The organism is Amycolatopsis sp. TNS106, from assembly GCF_019330265.1.
In the GTDB taxonomy this organism is placed as follows: Bacteria; Actinomycetota; Actinomycetes; order Mycobacteriales; family Pseudonocardiaceae; genus Amycolatopsis; species Amycolatopsis lurida.
Genome location: NZ_CP024972.1, coordinates 6,881,913 through 6,898,866 on the forward strand (window position 1 = coordinate 6,881,913; position 16,954 = coordinate 6,898,866).

Annotated in this window: 17 protein-coding genes; 9 read left to right on the forward strand and 8 right to left on the reverse strand. The window is 68.9% G+C overall.

Annotation, left to right across the window (positions count from 1 at the left end; genetic code table 11):
* The first annotated feature begins 24 nt into the window (after positions 1-24).
* Together CVV72_RS31710 and CVV72_RS31715 are read left to right on the forward strand one after the other, a co-directional pair.
* Positions 25-1,329, forward strand: coding sequence for an MFS transporter (locus CVV72_RS31710; RefSeq protein ID WP_219147495.1), 1,305 nt, complete (start codon positions 25-27; stop codon positions 1,327-1,329).
* Positions 1,326-1,661 (forward strand): cupin domain-containing protein, encoded by a 336-nt coding sequence (locus tag CVV72_RS31715; protein WP_219147497.1) that lies wholly within the window; start codon positions 1,326-1,328, stop codon positions 1,659-1,661. The genes CVV72_RS31710 and CVV72_RS31715 overlap by 4 nt, the downstream gene beginning before the upstream one ends.
* 55 nt (positions 1,662-1,716) lie before the next feature.
* On the opposite strand, the gene CVV72_RS31720 is transcribed toward CVV72_RS31715, so the two are convergent.
* From CVV72_RS31720 to CVV72_RS31730, 3 genes are all read right to left on the reverse strand, one after another.
* Entirely contained in the window at positions 1,717-2,202 is a 486-nt protein-coding gene (locus CVV72_RS31720) for a DUF6319 family protein (RefSeq protein WP_219147499.1), read from the reverse strand.
* Positions 2,203-2,367: 165 nt separating this feature from the next.
* On the reverse strand, positions 2,368-4,338 hold the full coding sequence (gene acs / locus CVV72_RS31725) for an acetate--CoA ligase (protein WP_219147501.1): 1,971 nt from the start codon (positions 4,336-4,338) through the stop codon (positions 2,368-2,370).
* A 100-nt stretch (positions 4,339-4,438) separates the two neighbouring features.
* A complete protein-coding gene (locus CVV72_RS31730) occupies positions 4,439-5,026 on the reverse strand; it encodes a GNAT family N-acetyltransferase (RefSeq protein WP_219147503.1) in 588 nt (195 codons plus the stop codon).
* Positions 5,027-5,141: 115 nt separating this feature from the next.
* Here CVV72_RS31730 and CVV72_RS31735 point away from each other — a divergent pair, with 115 nt between their 5' ends.
* The 5 genes from CVV72_RS31735 to CVV72_RS31755 all read left to right on the forward strand — a co-directional run bounded on the left by CVV72_RS31735 (position 5,142) and on the right by CVV72_RS31755 (position 10,456).
* Complete coding sequence (locus CVV72_RS31735) at positions 5,142-5,639, forward strand: phosphoribosyltransferase (protein WP_005166906.1); 498 nt, start codon at positions 5,142-5,144, stop codon at positions 5,637-5,639.
* On the forward strand, positions 5,636-6,367 hold the full coding sequence (locus tag CVV72_RS31740; RefSeq protein ID WP_219147505.1) for an oxidoreductase: 732 nt from the start codon (positions 5,636-5,638) through the stop codon (positions 6,365-6,367). Before CVV72_RS31735 ends, CVV72_RS31740 begins: the two co-directional genes overlap by 4 nt.
* A gap of 158 nt (positions 6,368-6,525) precedes the next feature.
* A complete protein-coding gene (locus CVV72_RS31745; RefSeq protein ID WP_219147507.1) occupies positions 6,526-7,284 on the forward strand; it encodes a 3-hydroxybutyrate dehydrogenase in 759 nt (252 codons plus the stop codon).
* A gap of 23 nt (positions 7,285-7,307) precedes the next feature.
* On the forward strand, positions 7,308-8,624 hold the full coding sequence (locus CVV72_RS31750; protein WP_219147509.1) for an MFS transporter: 1,317 nt from the start codon (positions 7,308-7,310) through the stop codon (positions 8,622-8,624).
* Positions 8,621-10,456, forward strand: coding sequence for a GAF domain-containing protein (locus CVV72_RS31755; protein WP_219147511.1), 1,836 nt, complete (start codon positions 8,621-8,623; stop codon positions 10,454-10,456). The genes CVV72_RS31750 and CVV72_RS31755 overlap by 4 nt, the downstream gene beginning before the upstream one ends.
* Here the strand turns inward: CVV72_RS31755 and CVV72_RS31760 are convergent.
* Entirely contained in the window at positions 10,434-11,018 is a 585-nt protein-coding gene (locus CVV72_RS31760) for a nitroreductase family protein (RefSeq protein WP_219147513.1), read from the reverse strand. The two genes, CVV72_RS31755 and CVV72_RS31760, sit on opposite strands and share 23 nt — an antisense overlap.
* A gap of 4 nt (positions 11,019-11,022) precedes the next feature.
* Complete coding sequence (locus tag CVV72_RS31765; protein WP_219147515.1) at positions 11,023-12,294, reverse strand: tannase/feruloyl esterase family alpha/beta hydrolase; 1,272 nt, start codon at positions 12,292-12,294, stop codon at positions 11,023-11,025.
* Positions 12,295-12,409: 115 nt separating this feature from the next.
* Between CVV72_RS31765 and CVV72_RS31770 the strand changes: the two genes are divergently transcribed.
* The gene (locus tag CVV72_RS31770) at positions 12,410-13,303 is read left to right on the forward strand and encodes a PHB depolymerase family esterase (protein ID WP_219147516.1); all 894 of its coding nucleotides are present in this window, start codon (positions 12,410-12,412) and stop codon (positions 13,301-13,303) included.
* On the opposite strand, the gene CVV72_RS31775 is transcribed toward CVV72_RS31770, so the two are convergent.
* On the reverse strand, positions 13,244-13,549 hold the full coding sequence (locus CVV72_RS31775; protein WP_219147518.1) for a helix-turn-helix transcriptional regulator: 306 nt from the start codon (positions 13,547-13,549) through the stop codon (positions 13,244-13,246). The genes CVV72_RS31770 and CVV72_RS31775 overlap by 60 nt on opposite strands.
* Positions 13,550-13,601: 52 nt before the next feature.
* Here CVV72_RS31775 and CVV72_RS31780 point away from each other — a divergent pair, with 52 nt between their 5' ends.
* Entirely contained in the window at positions 13,602-14,771 is a 1,170-nt protein-coding gene (locus CVV72_RS31780; RefSeq protein WP_219147520.1) for an MFS transporter, read from the forward strand.
* A 142-nt stretch (positions 14,772-14,913) separates the two neighbouring features.
* Here the strand turns inward: CVV72_RS31780 and CVV72_RS31785 are convergent, their stop codons facing one another.
* Both CVV72_RS31785 and CVV72_RS31790 read right to left on the reverse strand, forming a co-directional pair.
* Positions 14,914-15,948 (reverse strand): HoxN/HupN/NixA family nickel/cobalt transporter, encoded by a 1,035-nt coding sequence (locus tag CVV72_RS31785; RefSeq protein WP_219147522.1) that lies wholly within the window; start codon positions 15,946-15,948, stop codon positions 14,914-14,916.
* Positions 15,949-16,015: 67 nt separating this feature from the next.
* Positions 16,016-16,945 (reverse strand): N-acetylmuramic acid 6-phosphate etherase, encoded by a 930-nt coding sequence (locus CVV72_RS31790; protein ID WP_219147524.1) that lies wholly within the window; start codon positions 16,943-16,945, stop codon positions 16,016-16,018.
* Positions 16,946-16,954: the final 9 nt, after the last annotated feature.

Sequence of the window (16,954 nt, forward strand, 5' to 3'; positions counted from 1 at the left end):
GATCTCCTACGGACGGATGTGGACATGACCTCACCAGCCGGTGACCGGCGTTCGTTGCACAAGGCCTTCGCGGCCAGCCTCTCGGGCACGGCGCTCGAGTGGTACGACTTCGCGGCCTACTCGGTGGCGGCCGCGACGATCTTCGGGAATCTCTTCTTCCCCTCGGAAGACCAGCTCGCGAGCACGATGGCGGCGTTCTCCACCTACGCCGTCGGTTACCTCGCCCGGCCGCTCGGCGGGTTCCTGTTCGGCCGCCTCGGCGACGTGCTCGGCCGCAAGCGCATCCTGGTCATGACGCTCGTGCTCACCGGGGTGGCGACGTTCCTCATCGGTGTCCTGCCCACGTACGAGACCATCGGCGGCTTCGCGGCGGTGCTGCTCGTGGCGCTGCGGTTCGCGCAGGGTGTCGGTATCGGCGGCGAATGGGGTGGCGCCGTCCTGCTGTCGAGTGAGTTCGGCGATCCGAACAAACGCGGTTTCTGGGCGTCCGCCGCGCAGATCGGCCCGCCCGCGGGCAACCTGCTCGCCAACGGTGTCCTCGCCGTGCTGGCCGGGCTGCTCACCGAGGACCAGTTCAACAGCTGGGGCTGGCGGATCGCGTTCCTGCTTTCCGGCGCGCTGGTCGGGTTCGGCCTGTGGATCCGGCTCAAACTGGAGGAGACGCCGGTCTTCAAGCAGATCCAGGAGCGCGGCGAACGTCCGTCGGCGCCGATCTCCGAGGTCTTCCGCACCGAACGCCGCGCGCTGGTCGCGGCCGTGCTGATCCGCGTCTGCCCGGACGTGCTGTACGCGCTGTTCACCGTCTTCGTCCTCACGTACGTCACCACGCATACCGACCTCTCGCGCGGCGCCGGGCTGGCCGCGGTGATGATCGGTTCGGCGTTCCAGCTGATCTTGATGCCGCTGTTCGGCGCGCTCTCGGACCGGATCTCGCGGCGGAAGATGTACCTGGTCGCGACCATCGCCGCCGGGATCTGGCCGTTCGTGTTCTTCCCGATGGTCAGCGGCGGTTCGTTCCTCATGCTGGCGATCGGGATCGTGCTCGCGCTCGTCATCCACGCGGCGCTCTACGGGCCGCAGGCCGCGCTCGTCACCGAGCAGTTCTCGCCGCGGCTGCGCTACACCGGCAGCTCGCTGGCGTACACCCTCGCCGGCGTGATCGGCGGTGCGCCCGCGCCGCTGCTGTTCACGGCGCTGCTGGCCGGTTTCGACACCTGGGTCGCGATCGGCGTCTATCTGCTCGCCACCGCGGTGGTGACCGTCGTCGGTGTCCTGCTCGCCCGTGACCCGGACCGCGAGGAGGCGGCCGCCATGGAGCCCGTGCGATGACCTGGACGACGATGTCCACAGTGGAGGGTCTGCCGCTGATCGGCGGGCAGGGCCGGTTCCGGACGCTCGCCACGGCGGAAGGCGGGCTGGCGTACGAGATCTCCTACCCGGCGGGCGTCGCTTCTCCCGTGCACAGCCACGATCACGACAGCATCGTGTACCTGGTTTCGGGTTCCCTCCGCGGCACGCTCGACGGCCGGGAGGTGACGCTCGAAGCCGGCGGCACGATCGTCCACCCGCGCGGTGTCCCGCACAGTGTCGAGGCCATTGTGGACAGTCAGTGGATCGAGTTCAAGACGCCACTGCCCGCGCGGCCGCCGATCGCGGAATGAAAAAAACCGGGGCGGACACTGATATCCAGCGTCCGCCCCGGTCGGGAGAAAAGTCTTACGCGTCCAGCTCGGCCAGCGCCAGCTTCGCCTTCTCCAGCTCGGCTTCGAGCTGAGCGACCTTCGCGGCCTGCAACTCGCGGGCGGCGTTGATGACCTCGTCGATCGGGCCGGACAGGTCGGCGTGCAGCTCCTTGGCGGCGCGGGACACGGCCGCGGCCGGGATCTCCAGGCCCTTCGTGACCCACTTGCTGCCGTTCTTGAGCTCGGCCTGCCACTCGCCGTCGGCGGTGCCGGTGACCGTGAGGGTCAGCTCGACGGTGCGGGTCTTCTTCGCCGTCGTGGCGACCTTCGGGCGGCCACGCTTGGGCTTGGGGGACTCCACCGCGTTCTCGTCGGTGGGGGTGTCCGGGGTTTCCGGAGTCTCGGTCTTCGCCTCGGCCGGGGCTTCGGCCGTCTCCGCCTGCGGCGTCGAGTCGACGGGCGCTTCGGTAGCCGCTTCTTCGGACACGGCGTCAGTGCGTGTCAAGGCATCCACGGTCATCGTCGGTGTCGTCTCCTTGCCCGGGTATGGGGTGGTACCCGGCACATCCTAGAACAGGCGTTCGAGTAGAGCGAACCGGGGTGTGGTAGGCGTGTCGGATGCGAGGAACGGCCCGTTCCTTGCGAAATTTGCGAGGAACGGACCGCTCATAGCGCTCGAGGTGGGTTACTCCTCGGTCTTGCCGGACTTCAGGCCCGACGAGATCAGGTCCATCACCGACGAGTCGGCCAGCGTGGTCACGTCGCCGACCTGGCGGTTCTCGGCGACATCGCGCAGCAGGCGGCGCATGATCTTGCCCGACCGCGTCTTCGGCAGTTCCTGCACGACCAGGATCTGCCGCGGCTTCGCGATCGGCCCGATCTCCTTGGCGACGTGGTTGCGCAGTTCCTGCACGGCCTCGTCTCCACCATCCACGGCGTTGCCGCGCAGGATCACGAACGCGACGATGCCCTGCCCGGTGGTCGCGTCGGTCGCACCGACGACGGCGGCCTCGGCGACCGTCGGGTGCGAGACCAGCGCGGACTCGACCTCGGTGGTCGAGATGCGGTGCCCGGACACGTTCATCACGTCGTCGACCCGGCCCAGCAGCCAGACGTCGCCGTCGGCGTCGTACTTCGCGCCGTCGCCGGCGAAGTAGTAGCCCTGGTCGGCGAAGCGGGACCAGTAGGTGTCACGGAACCGCTGCTCGTCGCCCCAGATGCCGCGCAGCATGCCCGGCCACGGTTTGTCGAGCACCAGGTATCCGCCGCCGCCCTTGCCGACCTCGACGCCCTGGTCGTCGACGACCTTCGCCGAGATGCCCGGCAGCGCCTTCTGCGCCGAGCCCGGCTTCGTGGCGGTGACGCCCGGCAGCGGCGAGATCATGATCCCGCCGGTCTCGGTCTGCCACCAGGTGTCGACGATCGGCGCCGAGTTCGCGCCGATGTTCTCGCGGTACCAGATCCACGCTTCGGGGTTGATCGGCTCGCCGACGCTGCCGAGCACGCGCAGCGACGAGAGGTCGTACTTCTGCGGGATCTCGTTGCCCCACTTCATGAACGTGCGGATCAGCGTGGGCGCGGTGTAGTAGATGGAGACCTTGTGCTGCTGGACGATCTCCCAGTGGCGGCCCTCGTGCGGGGTGTTCGGCGTGCCTTCGTAGACGACCTGCGTCGTCCGGTTCGCCAGCGGCCCGTACACGATGTACGTGTGCCCGGTGATCCAGCCGATGTCGGCGGTGCACCAGTAGACGTCTTCGCCTGCCTTGTGGTCGAAGACGTTGTGGTGCGTGTACGCCGCCTGCGTCAGGTATCCGCCGGAGGTGTGCAGGATGCCCTTCGGCTTCCCCGTGGTGCCGGAGGTGTAGAGGATGAAGAGCGGGTGCTCCGAGTCGAACGCCTGCGGCGCGTGCTCCGCGGACTGGCCGTCGACCAAGTCGTGCCACCAGAGGTCGCGGCCTTCGGTGATCGGCACCTCTTCGCCGGTGCGGCGGACGACGATGACCTTCTCGACCGATTCGGCGCCTTCGAGCGCTTCGTCGACATTGACCTTCATCGGGGCGGCCTTGCCGCGGCGGTACTGGCCGTCGGTGGTGATGACGATCCGCGCCGCCTGGTCGTCCACCCGGGAACGCAGGGCTGTCGGGGAAAAACCACCGAAGACGACACTGTGCAGAACACCGATCCGGGCGCACGCGAGCATCGCGAAGATCGCTTCGGGCACCATCGGCATCTGGATGGCGACGCGGTCGCCCGCCTTGAGGCCGAGGGACTCGAACGCGTTCGCGGCCCGGGAAACCTCGTCCTTCAGCTGGGCGTAGGTGATGTCACGGCTGTCGCCGGGCTCGCCGACCCAGTGGATGGCGACCTGGTCGCCGTGCCCGGAATCGACGTGGCGGTCGACGCAGTTGTACGCGACGTTGAGCTTCCCGCCCACGAACCACTTCGCCACCGGCGCATTGGTCCAGTCCAGTACCTGCGACCACTTCGTTTCCCAGTGGAGGCGCTCGGCCTGCTTGGCCCAGAACGCTTCCCGGTCTGCGTCGGCTTCGGCGTAGAAGTCGGCGGTGGCATTCGCTTGCGCGCTGAAAGCCTCACTCGGGGGGAAGGTCCTGCTCTCCGTGAGCAAATTGTCCAGCGCCGGCGACTGCTCGGTCATGGTGCGATGCCTCCTGTGATTCGCGTGTCTTCACGCCCGTTGGCACGCTATCGACGTTACGACGCGAAGTAAAAGGTTGCATCGTGGTTGCGCGCGGCATTCATCCGCTTGAGGACAAAGCGGTACGGACCGCCGGCCATTCTGGTCCGGTGAGGGAGTAGACGACGGTGTCGCGGACGGTTCCGTCCGGGCGGACGCGGTGTGCGCGCAGCACCCCTTCCCGCTGCGCGCCGAGACGTTCGATCGCCTTCTGCGACTTGAGGTTGCGGATGTCGGTCTCCCACGAGACGCGGTTCGCGCCGAGGTCGTCGAAAGCGTGGCGCAGCAACAGGAGTTTCGACTCGCGGTTGAGTCCGGTCCGCTGCCATTCGGAACCGATCCAGGTGTAGCCGACGGAAACGATCTTGTGGCGCGCGCTCATCGCGTAGAACGACGTCGTGCCGGCGACCTCGCCGGTGCGCGCGTCGATCTGGGCCCAGGCGCGGCGGTCGGTGTCGGCGAGGATGTCGTCGACCATCGCTTCGGCCGCGGCGAGGTCCCTCGGCTGCCGGAGGCTGAGCCACGTCCAGATCGCCGGGTCGGAGCCCGCCGTGAACAGGCCCTTCGCGTGGTCGCGGGAGAGCGGTTCGAGGCGGACGCGTTCGCCGGTCAGGGTGGCATGGACACTCCAGCTGTTCCAGTCGGTCATAGGCTCGACGCTACGGATGGCAATGGCCTTACTGGATAGCCAGTTTCGAAGCATTCGAGAAGGCCACTGCGGCGTTGCCTATGCTCGCGGGAACGATCGACGAAGGCGAGGCGGCATGGCCGAAGAGCGGGAAGAGCTCACTTGGGAGTTGTTCGGGACGGCCAGTAGGGAGCTTGCGCAGGCCGTCGCCGACGACGGCTTCGAGCCGGACCTGATCCTGTCGATCGCGCGCGGCGGGCTGTTCGTCGCCGGCGCGCTCGGCTACGCGCTGGACGTCAAGAACCTGCACGTGATGAACGTCGAGTTCTACACCGGCGTCGATCAGCGTCTCGACCTGCCGGTCATGCTGCCGCCGGTACCGAACGTCGTCGACCTGACGAAGAAGAAGGTGCTCGTCGCCGACGACGTCGCGGACACCGGCGCGACCCTGAAGCTGGTCCGCGACTTCTGCGCCGACCACGTCGCCGAGGTGCGCTGCGCGGTCGTCTACGAGAAGCCGCGCTCCGAGGTCAAATGCGAGTACGTCTGGAAGCACACCGACCGCTGGATCAACTTCCCGTGGTCGGTGCAGGCGCCGGTCGTGCGCCGCGAGGGCCAGGTGCTGGACGCGTGACGGATCCGCTGAAGCCGCTGCTGGACCTCGAAGGGGTCGCCGCGGCCGCGAAATCGGCGCAGGACGCGGTGTTCGCCGTCCACCGGCTGCCCGCCAACCTGCGCGGCGGCGCGGCGACGGCCGCCGAAGCCTCCGTGCGGTCGGCGCGGGCGTCGGCCGGGATCGAAGGCGCCGCACCCGAGCTGCCCGAATCCGGTGAAGTGACCGATCCGGTGCTGGCGGGCGCGCTGCGGGTCGCGGAAGCGTTGGAGGGTCTGCTCCCGACGTGGCGGCGTGCGCCGTCGCAGGCGCTGGCGCGCTTGCACGTTCTCGCCGCGTCGGATCTGGTGACGGATCCCGACGCGCTGGGGCGGCCTCGGTCGTCCGGTGACGTCGGGCCGCGGCTGGAGATGCTGGCGCAGCTGGTCACCGGCGCGACGTCGGTGCCGGGGCCGGTGCTGACCGCCGTCGTGCACGGGGAACTGTTGGCGCTGAAGCCTTTCGGCTCGGCGGACGGTGTCGTCGCGCGGGCCGCGGCGCGGCTTTCGGCGGTGGCGACCGGGCTGGACCCGAAGGCGCTGACGGTGCCGGAGGTCGCGTACTTCCGGCGGGTGCCGAAGTACCTCGAAGCCGCTTCGGCGTTCGCGGGCGGAACTCCGGAAGGCGTCCGGGCTTGGTTGCTCTTTTCGTGTGAAGCCTTCGAGGCGGGCGCCCGCGAGGCGAAGTCGATCTCCGACGCCGCCGGCTAAACGCCCGCAATTCGTCATCTGGTTGCGATGCTTGCACGCGCAACCATCGCAACCAGGTGACGAATTGCGGGGGTGTGGGGAGCGCACATGGGATCTTGGGGCGGTGTAGGGCCTAACCACATGGTCTAAGTGCCGAGAGCGACCTAACGTCGTCCGGCATGAGTGGTGCGTATCACAGCGATCTGGCCGGTAAGTCCGCGCTGGTCACGGGCGCGGCGAGCGGGATCGGCCTGGCCTGCGCCGGAGCGCTCGCCGAGGCGGGGGCCAAGGTCTACCTCGCCGACATCGACGACGCCGTCGAGAAGGCGGCGGCCGACGTCGACGGCATCGCGCACGTCGTCGACCTCACCGACGCTCGAGCCGTCGGGACCCTGCCGGCCGAGATCGACATCCTCGTCAACAACGCCGGTTTCCAGCACATCGCGCCGATCCACGAGTTCCCGCCGGAGACGTTCACCCGGATCCAGGCGCTGATGGTCACCGCGCCGTTCCTGCTCATCCGCCGCGCGCTGCCGCATATGTACGACCGCGGCTGGGGGCGCGTGGTCAACATGTCCAGCGTCCACGGCCTGCGCGCGAGCCCGTTCAAATCCGCGTACGTCACCGCGAAGCACGCGCTCGAAGGCCTCTCCAAGGTCACCGCGCTCGAAGGCGCGGAGCACGGCGTGACCAGCAACTGTGTCAACCCCGGCTACGTCCGCACGCCGCTGGTCACCGGCCAGCTCCAGGCGCAGGCCGAGGAACACGGCCTCGAACGCGACGCGGTGATCGAACAGGTCCTCCTGCGCCGGTCCGCGATCAAGCGGCTCATCGAACCCGCCGACGTCGCCGCGTGCGTGCTCTGGCTGTCCGGCGAGCACGCCGCCCATGTCACCGGAACCTCGATCCCCCTCGACGGCGGCTGGACCGCCGCGTGAACCCCCAAGAAAGGACGTCCCCGGTGACCACCCAGAACCGTGGTTCGATCGCGAAGGTCGTCAGCGCCAGCCTGATCGGCACGACGATCGAGTGGTACGACTTCTTCCTCTACACCTCCGCCGCGGCGCTGGTGTTCGGGAAATTGTTCTTTCCCTCCAACGATCCCCTGACCGGCACGCTGCTGGCGTTCCTGACCTACGCGGTCGGCTTCCTCGCCCGCCCGATCGGCGGGCTGGTGTTCGGCCACTTCGGTGACCGCGTCGGCCGCAAGAAGCTGCTGGTGCTGAGCCTGTTGCTGATGGGCGGTTCGACCTGTGCGATGGGCATCCTCCCGACGTATGCCTCCGTCGGTGTCCTGGCGCCGATCCTGCTGACGCTGCTGCGGCTGGTGCAGGGTTTCGCGCTCGGCGGCGAATGGGGTGGCGCGGTGCTGATCGTCTCCGAACACGGCGACGACAAGCGGCGCGGATTCTGGGCGTCCTGGCCGCAATGCGGAGCTCCCGGCGGGAACCTGCTCGCGACGGCGGTCTTGGCGGTCCTCGCCGCGACGCAGTCCGACGAGGCGTTCCTCAGCTGGGGCTGGCGGATCCCGTTCCTGCTTTCCGGTGTCCTCGTGGTGATCGGGTTGTGGATCCGGCTCGCGGTCAGTGAGTCGCCGGTCTTCCTCGCGGCGCAGAAGAACAACGCGACCACGCAGGCCCCGGTCGTCGAGGTGTTCCGCAAGAGCTGGCGCGCGGTGCTGATCACGATCGGCTCGCGGATGGCGGAGAACGTTTCGTACTACGTGATCACCGCGTTCATCCTCGTCTACGTCACCACCGGGCTGGGCCTGCCGAAATCGGCGGGACTCAACGCGGTGCTCATCGGTTCGGCCGTGCACTTCCTGACCATTCCCTTGTGGGGCATGCTTTCCGACCGGATCGGCCGCCGCCCGGTGTACCTGTTCGGCGCGATCGGCATGGCGGCTTGGAGTTTCGCGTTCTTCGCGATGCTCGACACGAAGAATTCCGGTGTCATCATTCTCGCGGCGACCGTCGGGCTGGTGCTGCACGGCGCGATGTACGGCCCGCAGGCCGCGTTCTTCTCCGAGCAGTTCCCGACGCGGGTGCGCTACACCGGCCTCTCGGTCGGCGGTCAGCTGTCGTCGATCGCGGCCGGAGCGGTCGCCCCGCTCATCGCGGTCGCGTTGTTCAAGGAGTTCGGCAGCACGATCCCGGTCTCGCTCTACGTGGTCGCGATGTGCGTGCTGACCGTGATCGCCCTGCTCGCCGCCCGTGAGACCAAGGGCGAGTCCCTGCACTCCGAAGTTCTCACGGAGCGCAGCCACGTGTCAGCATGACCCTTGTGGACAGTTCCGCACAGTTGCGCCGGCTGCTCGAACTGCTCGCCTCCGGGGCGGGCAGCGAGCAGCTGGCGCACGTCCCCGTCGACCCGAAGGCCACCGAGCTGGCGCTGCGGATCCGGGACACCGTCGCCGAGCACCGGCGGCGAGAGGCGGAGCTGGCCGCGCTGTTCGACACGGCCAGCGACCTCGCCCGGCTGGACGATCCGGACGCCGTCCTGCGGTCGATCGTGCGGCGGGCGCGGGCGTTGCTCGGCGTGGACGTCTCGTACTTGAGTCTCAATGACGAAACCGAGGGCAAGACCTACGTCCGCGTGACCGACGGCTCGGTTTCCGCGCTGTTCCAGGACATCGTGCTGGGCATGGGCGAGGGGCTCGGCGGGCTGGTCGCGCAGACCGCGCGGCCGTACGCGACGGCGGACTACTTCGACGACAAGCGGTTCCGCCATACGTCGGCGATCGACACCGGCGTGCTCGACGAGGGGCTGACGGCGATCCTCGGGGTGCCGCTGGCGATCGGCAGCAAGGTCATCGGGGTGCTGTTCGCCTCCGACCGGACCACCCGCGAGTTCTCGCCCGACGAGGTCGCACTGCTGTCGTCGCTGGCCGACCACGCGGCGATCGCGCTGGACAACGCGCATCTGCTCGACGAGACGCGCCGCGCGGTCGCCGAACTGAACGCCGCCAACGCGACGATCAGCGCGCACAACGACGCGATGCGCCGCGCCGAGGACGCCCACGACCGGCTGATGGATCTCGTGCTGCGCGGTGGAGACCTGGCCGAGGTCGCCGCCGCGGTCGCGGATGTGCTCGGCGGCGCGATCGCCGTCTACGACGCCGACGGCGTCGTCCTCGCCAGGACCGACGGCGAGCTGGATCTTTCGCGTGCGGCGGTTTCGGCCTCCAGGACGAGCGGGCGCGCTGTGTCCACTGAGGACGGTTGGCTGTGCGCGGTACAGGCGGGGCAGGAATTCCTCGGCAGCCTGGTACTGGGCGGCGGACGGTCGCTCGGTGAGGCCGACCGGCGGCTGTTCGAACGGGCGGGTGTGGTCACCGCCGTCCTGCTGATGCAGCGGCGTTCCGTCGCGCGCGCCGAGGACGAGGTGCGCGGGGAGCTGCTGTCGGACCTGCTCACCGCGCCGGGCCGCAATCCCGCCGCGCTACTGGCCCGCGGACGTCGCTTAGGAGTCGACTTGTCGACATCGCACGCGGTGCTGGTCGCGCATGCCGACGGCGCCTCCCGGCGAAGGCTGGCCGCGGCGGCTTCGCGGCACGCGGACCTGGTCGGGGTGCACGCCGACGAGGTGGTCCTTCTGGTCCGCGGTGCGGACCCCGGAGTGCTGGCCCGGTCCGTCGCGGCCGACCTGTCGTCCACAATGGACTGCCCGGTGACGGTGGGCGCGGCGGGGCCGGCGGCGTCACCGCGGGAGCTGGCCGTGGCGCACGCCGAAGCCGCGCGATGCGTCGCGTCGCTGCTGGCGCTGGGCAGGGCGGGAGAAGGGGCGAGCATGGCCGACCTCGGCTTCGTGGGGCTGCTGCTCGGCGAGCATGCCGACCTCGGCGCGTACGTGACCGCCACGATCGGCCCGGTGCTCGACTACGACGAACGCCGCGGCACGGATCTGATCGGCACCCTGCGCGCGTACTTCGCCTGTGGCGGCAACTTGACGCGGGCCAAAGACCTGCTCCATGTGCACGTCAACACCGTCGTGCAGCGGCTGGACCGCATCGCGTCCCTGCTGGGCGACCAGTGGCAAGCGCCCGAGCGCGCGCTGGAACTTCAGCTCGCGCTCAGGCTGCACCGCCTCACCAGTGACCGAAACGGATGACGTCGTCGAAGTCGCGGCGAGCGATCTTGGTCGCCGAAGAACCGGGCGAAGGCCCGGATTCCGCGCCGTGCCCGAGCGCCACGACGCCGATCGGGTCGTGATCCTCGGGCACGCCGAACTCGCTGTGCAGCCGTTCCACGCTTTCGGGTGCCAGCCCGAAGAACACGGCGCCGAGGTCCTCGTCGACGGCCGTCTGGAGGATCAGCAACGTCGCCATCCCGGTGTCGACGTCCCAGTACGGCACGCGCCACCACGAGTCGTCACGGTCGGCGAACCCCTTGTCAGGCTGGGCATAGCGGTCGAGGTAGGCGTTCTTGACCGAGAGCGGCACGATCGCGACCGGTGCCGTGGTCACGGTTTCCGGCGCCCAGCTCGCCCCGAACTCCCAGAATCTCGCGAGCTCCTCGCCGGTGAGGACGAGAAATCCTTGTCCCTGTGAGAAACCGGCCGATGGCCCCTTCAGCGCGTTGCGCAGGATGCGCTTCAGGCTGGCCTCGGCGACGGGCTCGCCGGTGAACTTCCGGACCATGCGACGGCGTCGTACGACGTCCTGGAATTCCATGCGATCAGCCTAGAGCGCACCTGGTCGCCAGGTCACCGCTCGCGCGCGGGATCGTCGCGGAAGCGGGCGGGCGGACGCCGTCGAGCCAGCCTTCGAGCGCGGTGAACGCCGTGCGGAAACACGGGCCGATGGGCCGCAGCTTGTCCGGATACGCGTCGAAGAGCCCGTCGACGTGGTTACCGTCGACGATCCGGTAGTAGCGCTGGAGCCCGGCGCGGCCCTGGTCGGCGATCATCCGCTGGTAGACGTCGGAATCGCGGGTGATCGGCAGCAGGGTGTCGAGGGTGCCGTGGAGGGTGATCAGCGGTTTGCCGATCCGGCCGGTCAGTGAGATCCGTTCCACCGCGCGGTGCACCGACGGCGGACGAGTGGCGTAGTCGTAGTCGGTTCCGGCGAACGAGGGATCGAATTCGGCCTGGTAGATGCGCTGGGTAGGCCCCCAGTAGACGTCGTTGTGGTACGGCCAGAGGAATTCCGAGCCCGGCGCGAAACCGGCGTCGAGAATTTCTTGCTGGGCTTGCGCGGAACCGGCGACGTACGCGGGGTAGGCCTTGATCGCGGGCGGCAGGAAGGTGAACAGGTTCGGCCCGTCTTCGTGCCAAAGCGTGCCCTCCCAGTCGATGCCGCCGTCGTAGAGCCACGGCCGGTTCTCGAGCTGCCAGCGGACGAGGTAGCCGCCGTTCGACATCCCGGCCGCGAGGGTGCGGCTCGGCAGGCGCCCGTAGCGATGCGCGACGGCGGCCTTCGCGGCGATCGTCAGCTGGGTGACCCGCGCGTTCCATTCGGCGAGCGCGTCACCGGGGCGGCGTCCGTCGCTGTGGAAGTCGGCGCCGGTGTTGCCCTTGTCGGTGGCGGCGAACGCGTAGCCGGCGGCGAGGACCTGGTCGCCGATCGCGCGGTCGTTCGCGTACTGCCGTCGCACACCGGGCGACCCCGAGACCACCAGGCCGCCGTTCCAGCGATCGGGCAGCCGCAGCACGAACTGCGCGTCGTGGTTCCAGCCGTGCGTCGTGTTGGCCGTCGACGAATCCGGGAAGTAGCCGTCGATCTGGATGCCGGGGACACCCTTGGGTGCCGGGAAACCGGCGGAGGTGAGCCCGGCCCAGTCGGCCTGGACGGTGTGCCCGGTGACCAGGGTGCCGGTGGTCGTCAAATCGTCCAAACAGGACAGTTGTTGTTTCGCGGCCCCGGGAACGCGTACGTTCGCGCAGCCGCTCGCCGCCTGGGCGGGGGTGGCCAGGGCCAGCATCATCGCGAGGACCAGTAAGAGCCGCATCGGACGACGGTAAGCGGCGGCTTCGTGCGCCGGTATCGGGCGCGGCCACACAAAACGGGCCGCCGCTGTGGTGTTCTCCCACGTGGGAAGCGGATGCCGTCGGTTTTATCCTGAAATGATGCGAAAACTCCTCATCGGCGCGGTGGTTTCGGCATTGGCCCTTCTTTTCGCGACTCCGGCACAGGCGGCGGAGATCCGCCCGGTGACCGGGTTCGGGAGCAATCCCGGTGCGTTGCAGATGTTCGAATACGTTCCCGACGGGTTGCCGTCCGGACGTCCGGCGGTGGTCGTGCTGCACGGCTGCACCCAGGACGCGGCCGGCTACGCGCGCGGCTCCGGCTGGGTCGGCCTCGCGGACAGGCTGCGGTTCAAACTCGTTCTGCCACAGCAGGTTTCGGCGAACAACTTCACCAAATGCTTCAACTGGTTCCAGGCAGGCGACATCAAGCGAGGATCCGGTGAGGCCGAGTCGATCGCGCAGATGGCGCGGTTCTCGGCCGGGAGCCGGACGTACGTGACCGGTCTGTCGGCGGGTGGTGCGATGACGTCGGTGATGCTGGCGGCGTACCCGGAGCTGTTCTCGGGCGGCGGTGTCGTCGCGGGGCTTCCTTACGGTTGCGCGACTTCGATGATCGACGCGTACTCCTGCATGAATCCCGGCAAGGATCTGACGCCGAAGCAGTGGGGCGACAAGGTGCGCGCGGCGGGCACGGGGCCGCGTTCGCCGGTCAGCGCCTGGCACGGGACCGCGGACTACACGGTCGTTCCGCTGAACATGCGCGAGCTTTCCGAGCAGTGGACCGACGTCGGCGCCGCCGTCGACACGCACGCCGTCACCGGCATGGGGCACGGTCAGCCGATCGCGCCGGGAGCCGGATGTGGGCAGGCGGGCCCGTATCTGCTGGACGTCGGCGTGTGCGCCGCGGCCGAGCTCGCGGCGAAGTGGCGGCTAGGCGAGGACGGCGTCCAGCAGCCCGGGGAAGCGCGAGTGGACGTCTTCGGTGCGTAGCTCGACCCAGCGGGTCCGGCCCTCGACGAACGTCGTCGTGAGGCCGGCCTCGCGCAACACCTTCCAGTGATGGGAGAGCGTCGGTGCGCTGATCTCGACGTCGTACTCGGTGATGGCGCAGCTTCGCGGTGAAGGATTGCTTCGCAGCGCGCGGATGAGCTCCAGGCGCACGGGGTCCGCGAGCGCTTGGAGGACCGGCACGATCTCGATCTCGTCGATCGACGGTTGCGGCAGCGTGCTGCTCACTTCACTCCAAACTATTTGACAGTCATCGAATAGTCCCGCCACTATACCTCCCATGACGATTCGACGATCATCTAATGATCGGCTCGCTCTGGGGGCTCTGCTGGTACTCGCCGTCGGGACGTTCACCGTCGGCACCGACGGCTTCGTCCTGAACGGGCTGCTGCCCACCATCGCCGCCGACCTGCGCGTTTCCGAAGCCGTCGCGGGCCAGCTGACCACGGTCTTCGCGGTGACCTACGCGGTTTCCTCACCGATCATCGCGGCCTTCACCGGACGGCTCGACCGCCGCTGGGTGCTCGGCGCGGGGATGGTGCTGTTCACGATCGGCATGGCCGGTCAGGCGCTCGGCGAGTCCTTCGCCGTGGTCGCCGTCGCACGCGTGCTGGCCGCCCTCGGCGCCGCCGCGTTCCAGTCCAACGCCTACGTCCTCGCCGGCGCGCTGGCGTCGGACGAGCGCCGCGGCCGCGCCTTGGCCACGGTCTCCGCCGGGATGAGCGTGTCGATGGTGCTCGGCGTGCCGATCGGCGTGCTCGCCGGGAACTGGTTCGGCTGGCGCGCGGTGGTGTGGGGGATCGGCGCGGTGGCGCTGATCGTGATGCTGCTCGTGCCACTTCTGCCGGGTGTCCGGATGCCGACGGTGTCGTTGCGCGACAGGCTGGCCGTCGTCGCGCGGCCGCCGATCGCGCGCGTGCTCGGCGTGAGCGTTCTCGGAACCGCCGCGGCCTTCGCGGCCTTCGTGTACTTGCCGGTGCTGGTCGCTCCGGTGGCGGCGGGCGCGATGATCTCGTGGCTGCTCGTCGGTTTCGGGATCGGGCAGATCGCGGGCAACGCCTTCGCGGGCCCGGCCACCGACTCACTCGGCCCCGCGCGCGTCCGGTCGATCTCGCTCGTCGGGACGGTCGTGACTTTCGCGCTGCTCGACGTCGCCGTGCTAAGCCTGCCCGGCGCGCTGGTCCTCGCGCTGGCATCGGGGATCTTCGGCGGAATGCTGATGGTGCCGCAGCAACACCGGCTGTTCTCTCTGGCGCCCGACGCGCCGACGGTCGCCATGGGACTCAACGGCTCCGCGATCTACGGCGGCGGTGCTCTCGGCGCCGCGCTGGGCGGCGTCGTACTGTCCTCGGCGGGTGTCGGGTGGGTCGGTCCTGTTGCCGCCTTCGTCGCCCTGCTGGGCTTCGCGCTTTCGGTGTCTTCGCGGGCGAAGGTGCCCGAGCCCGTCTGACCGAAAGTGGGAGCAAGGGACCTTTGCTCTCGTTAGCGTGAGTACGCTAAATAGTGCGTGGCCGCATGGGGGACGCTGGGTCACCCTGGGGCCGTGCGCAGCGATAGCAAAGGTCCCTTGCTCTCCGGCCGCAGGTCAGGGGCTATTTTGAGACGGACCAGCGCTCCTCGATACGCCCAAAGCGCCACACGAGGAGCGCGAAGACCCACGTAAGCACGAAGAGCGCTACGACCGCGTAGCCCACGTAGTCCAGGCTCAGCGATCCGATCGCCGCGAGCGGTCCGGTCGTGATGCCGAACCGTTCGGTGATGATCGAGATGACCTCGATCGTCCCGATGAGCGAGGCGACCGCGACGGAAAGCGCCGTCACGGTGAGGTTGTAATAGATCTTCCGCACCGGCTTCGCGAAGGCCCAGCCGTACGCGTAGTTCATGAAGCAACCATCGGCGGTGTCGAACAGCGTCATCCCCGCGGCGAACAGGATCGGCAGTACCAGGATCGCGTACCAGGGCAGCGAAAACGCGGCCGCCCCGCCGGCGAGCACCAGCAGGCTGATCTCGGTCGCGGTGTCGAAGCCGAGGCCGAACAGCAGGCCGATCGGGTAGATGTGCCACGGCTTGCGCACTGCTTTGGTGGCACCGCGGAGCAGGCGGTTCAGGAAGCCGCGGTCGTCGAGTCGCCGCTCCAGCGCCGCTTCGTCGAACTCGCCGCGCCGCATCCGCCGGAACACCTTCACGATGCCGACCAGCACGACCAGGTTCATGATCCCGATGAGGTACAGGAACGCCGCGGAAACCGACGTCCCGATCAGCCCGGTCACCTCGTGGAGCGCCGACGAGTCGTCTTCGACGGCGCCGGCCAGCGCCCGCACGCCGAGTGACAACAACAGGCACAGGACGAACACGATCGTCGAATGGCCGAGGGAGAACCAGAAACCGACCGAAAGCGGCCGTTGCCCGTCGGCCATCAGCTTGCGGGTGGTGTTGTCGATCGCGGCGATGTGGTCCGCGTCGAACGCGTGCCGCATCCCGAGCACGAACGCCGTGACACCGAGGCCGGCCCCGAACACGCCCGTGGCGCCGAGCTCGTAGTGGCGCGGCGCCACGAAAAGTGTCAGGACCCCCCAGCCGATGACGTTGAGCAGCAGGATGAACCCGGCCATCCCGGCGACGGACACCCGTTCGCGTCGCGTGAGGGCGAGGCGTCGGGATGAACGGGTCTGTCCGCCGGAACTGGGCAATCGATCAGCTCGCGCGCACCCGCAAGGAGTCGAGAGCCTTGCGTACGTGGCCATCGTTGGCCGCCAGCGCGTTCGCCGCGTTCGCGACGTCCTCGCCGGACAGCAGATGGACCAGCGCGACCTTGAGGTCGCCGTCGGCCTCGGTGAGCGCGTCGGAGCAGTCCGCCATGCTCATCCCGGTGGCCTCGCGCAGGATCCTGATGGTCCGTCCGCGCAGCTTCGCGTTGGTCGCCCGCATGCTGACCATCAGGTTCGAATACGTACGGCCGAGCTTGATCATCGTCGCGGTGGAGAACGCGGTGAGGATGATCTTCTGCGCCGTGCCCGCCTTCATCCGCGTCGACCCGGCGATCGCCTCGGGGCCGGTGTCCACCGCGATGAGGACATCGACACCCGGCGGCGTCACCGCGGCCGGATTGCCCGACACCAAGGCGGTGCGGGCGCCGCGACGGCTGGCCGCGGCCAGCGCGCCGAGGACGTAGGGCGTCCGGCCGGAAGCCGTCAGCCCGAGCACGAAGTCACCGGGTGCGACGGACTCGGCCACCTCGGCGGCTCCGGCCTTCGCGTTGTCCTCGGCGTCTTCGACGGCTTGGCGCAGCGCGCGTGCGCCGCCCGCGTGATGCGCGATGAACCAATCGGAGGGCACGTTGAACGTCGGCACGAGCTCCGCCGCGTCCAACGTCGCCAGCCTGCCGGACGTGCCGGCCCCGAAGTAGTGCACGCGGTGTCCCGACCGCAGCGCTTCCACGGCGAAGTCGACCGCCCGAGCCACCTGCGGTAGCACCGCGGCGACGGCTTCGGGGACCCGGCGATCCTCGGCGTTGATGGCGCCGAGGATGCCCATGGTCGACATCAGGTCGATGTCGGTCGTCCGTGGATTGCGCTGTTCGGTTGGCGAATCGACGTGCACCACCTGGCGTGGGACGGTCATCATGCGCCTCAC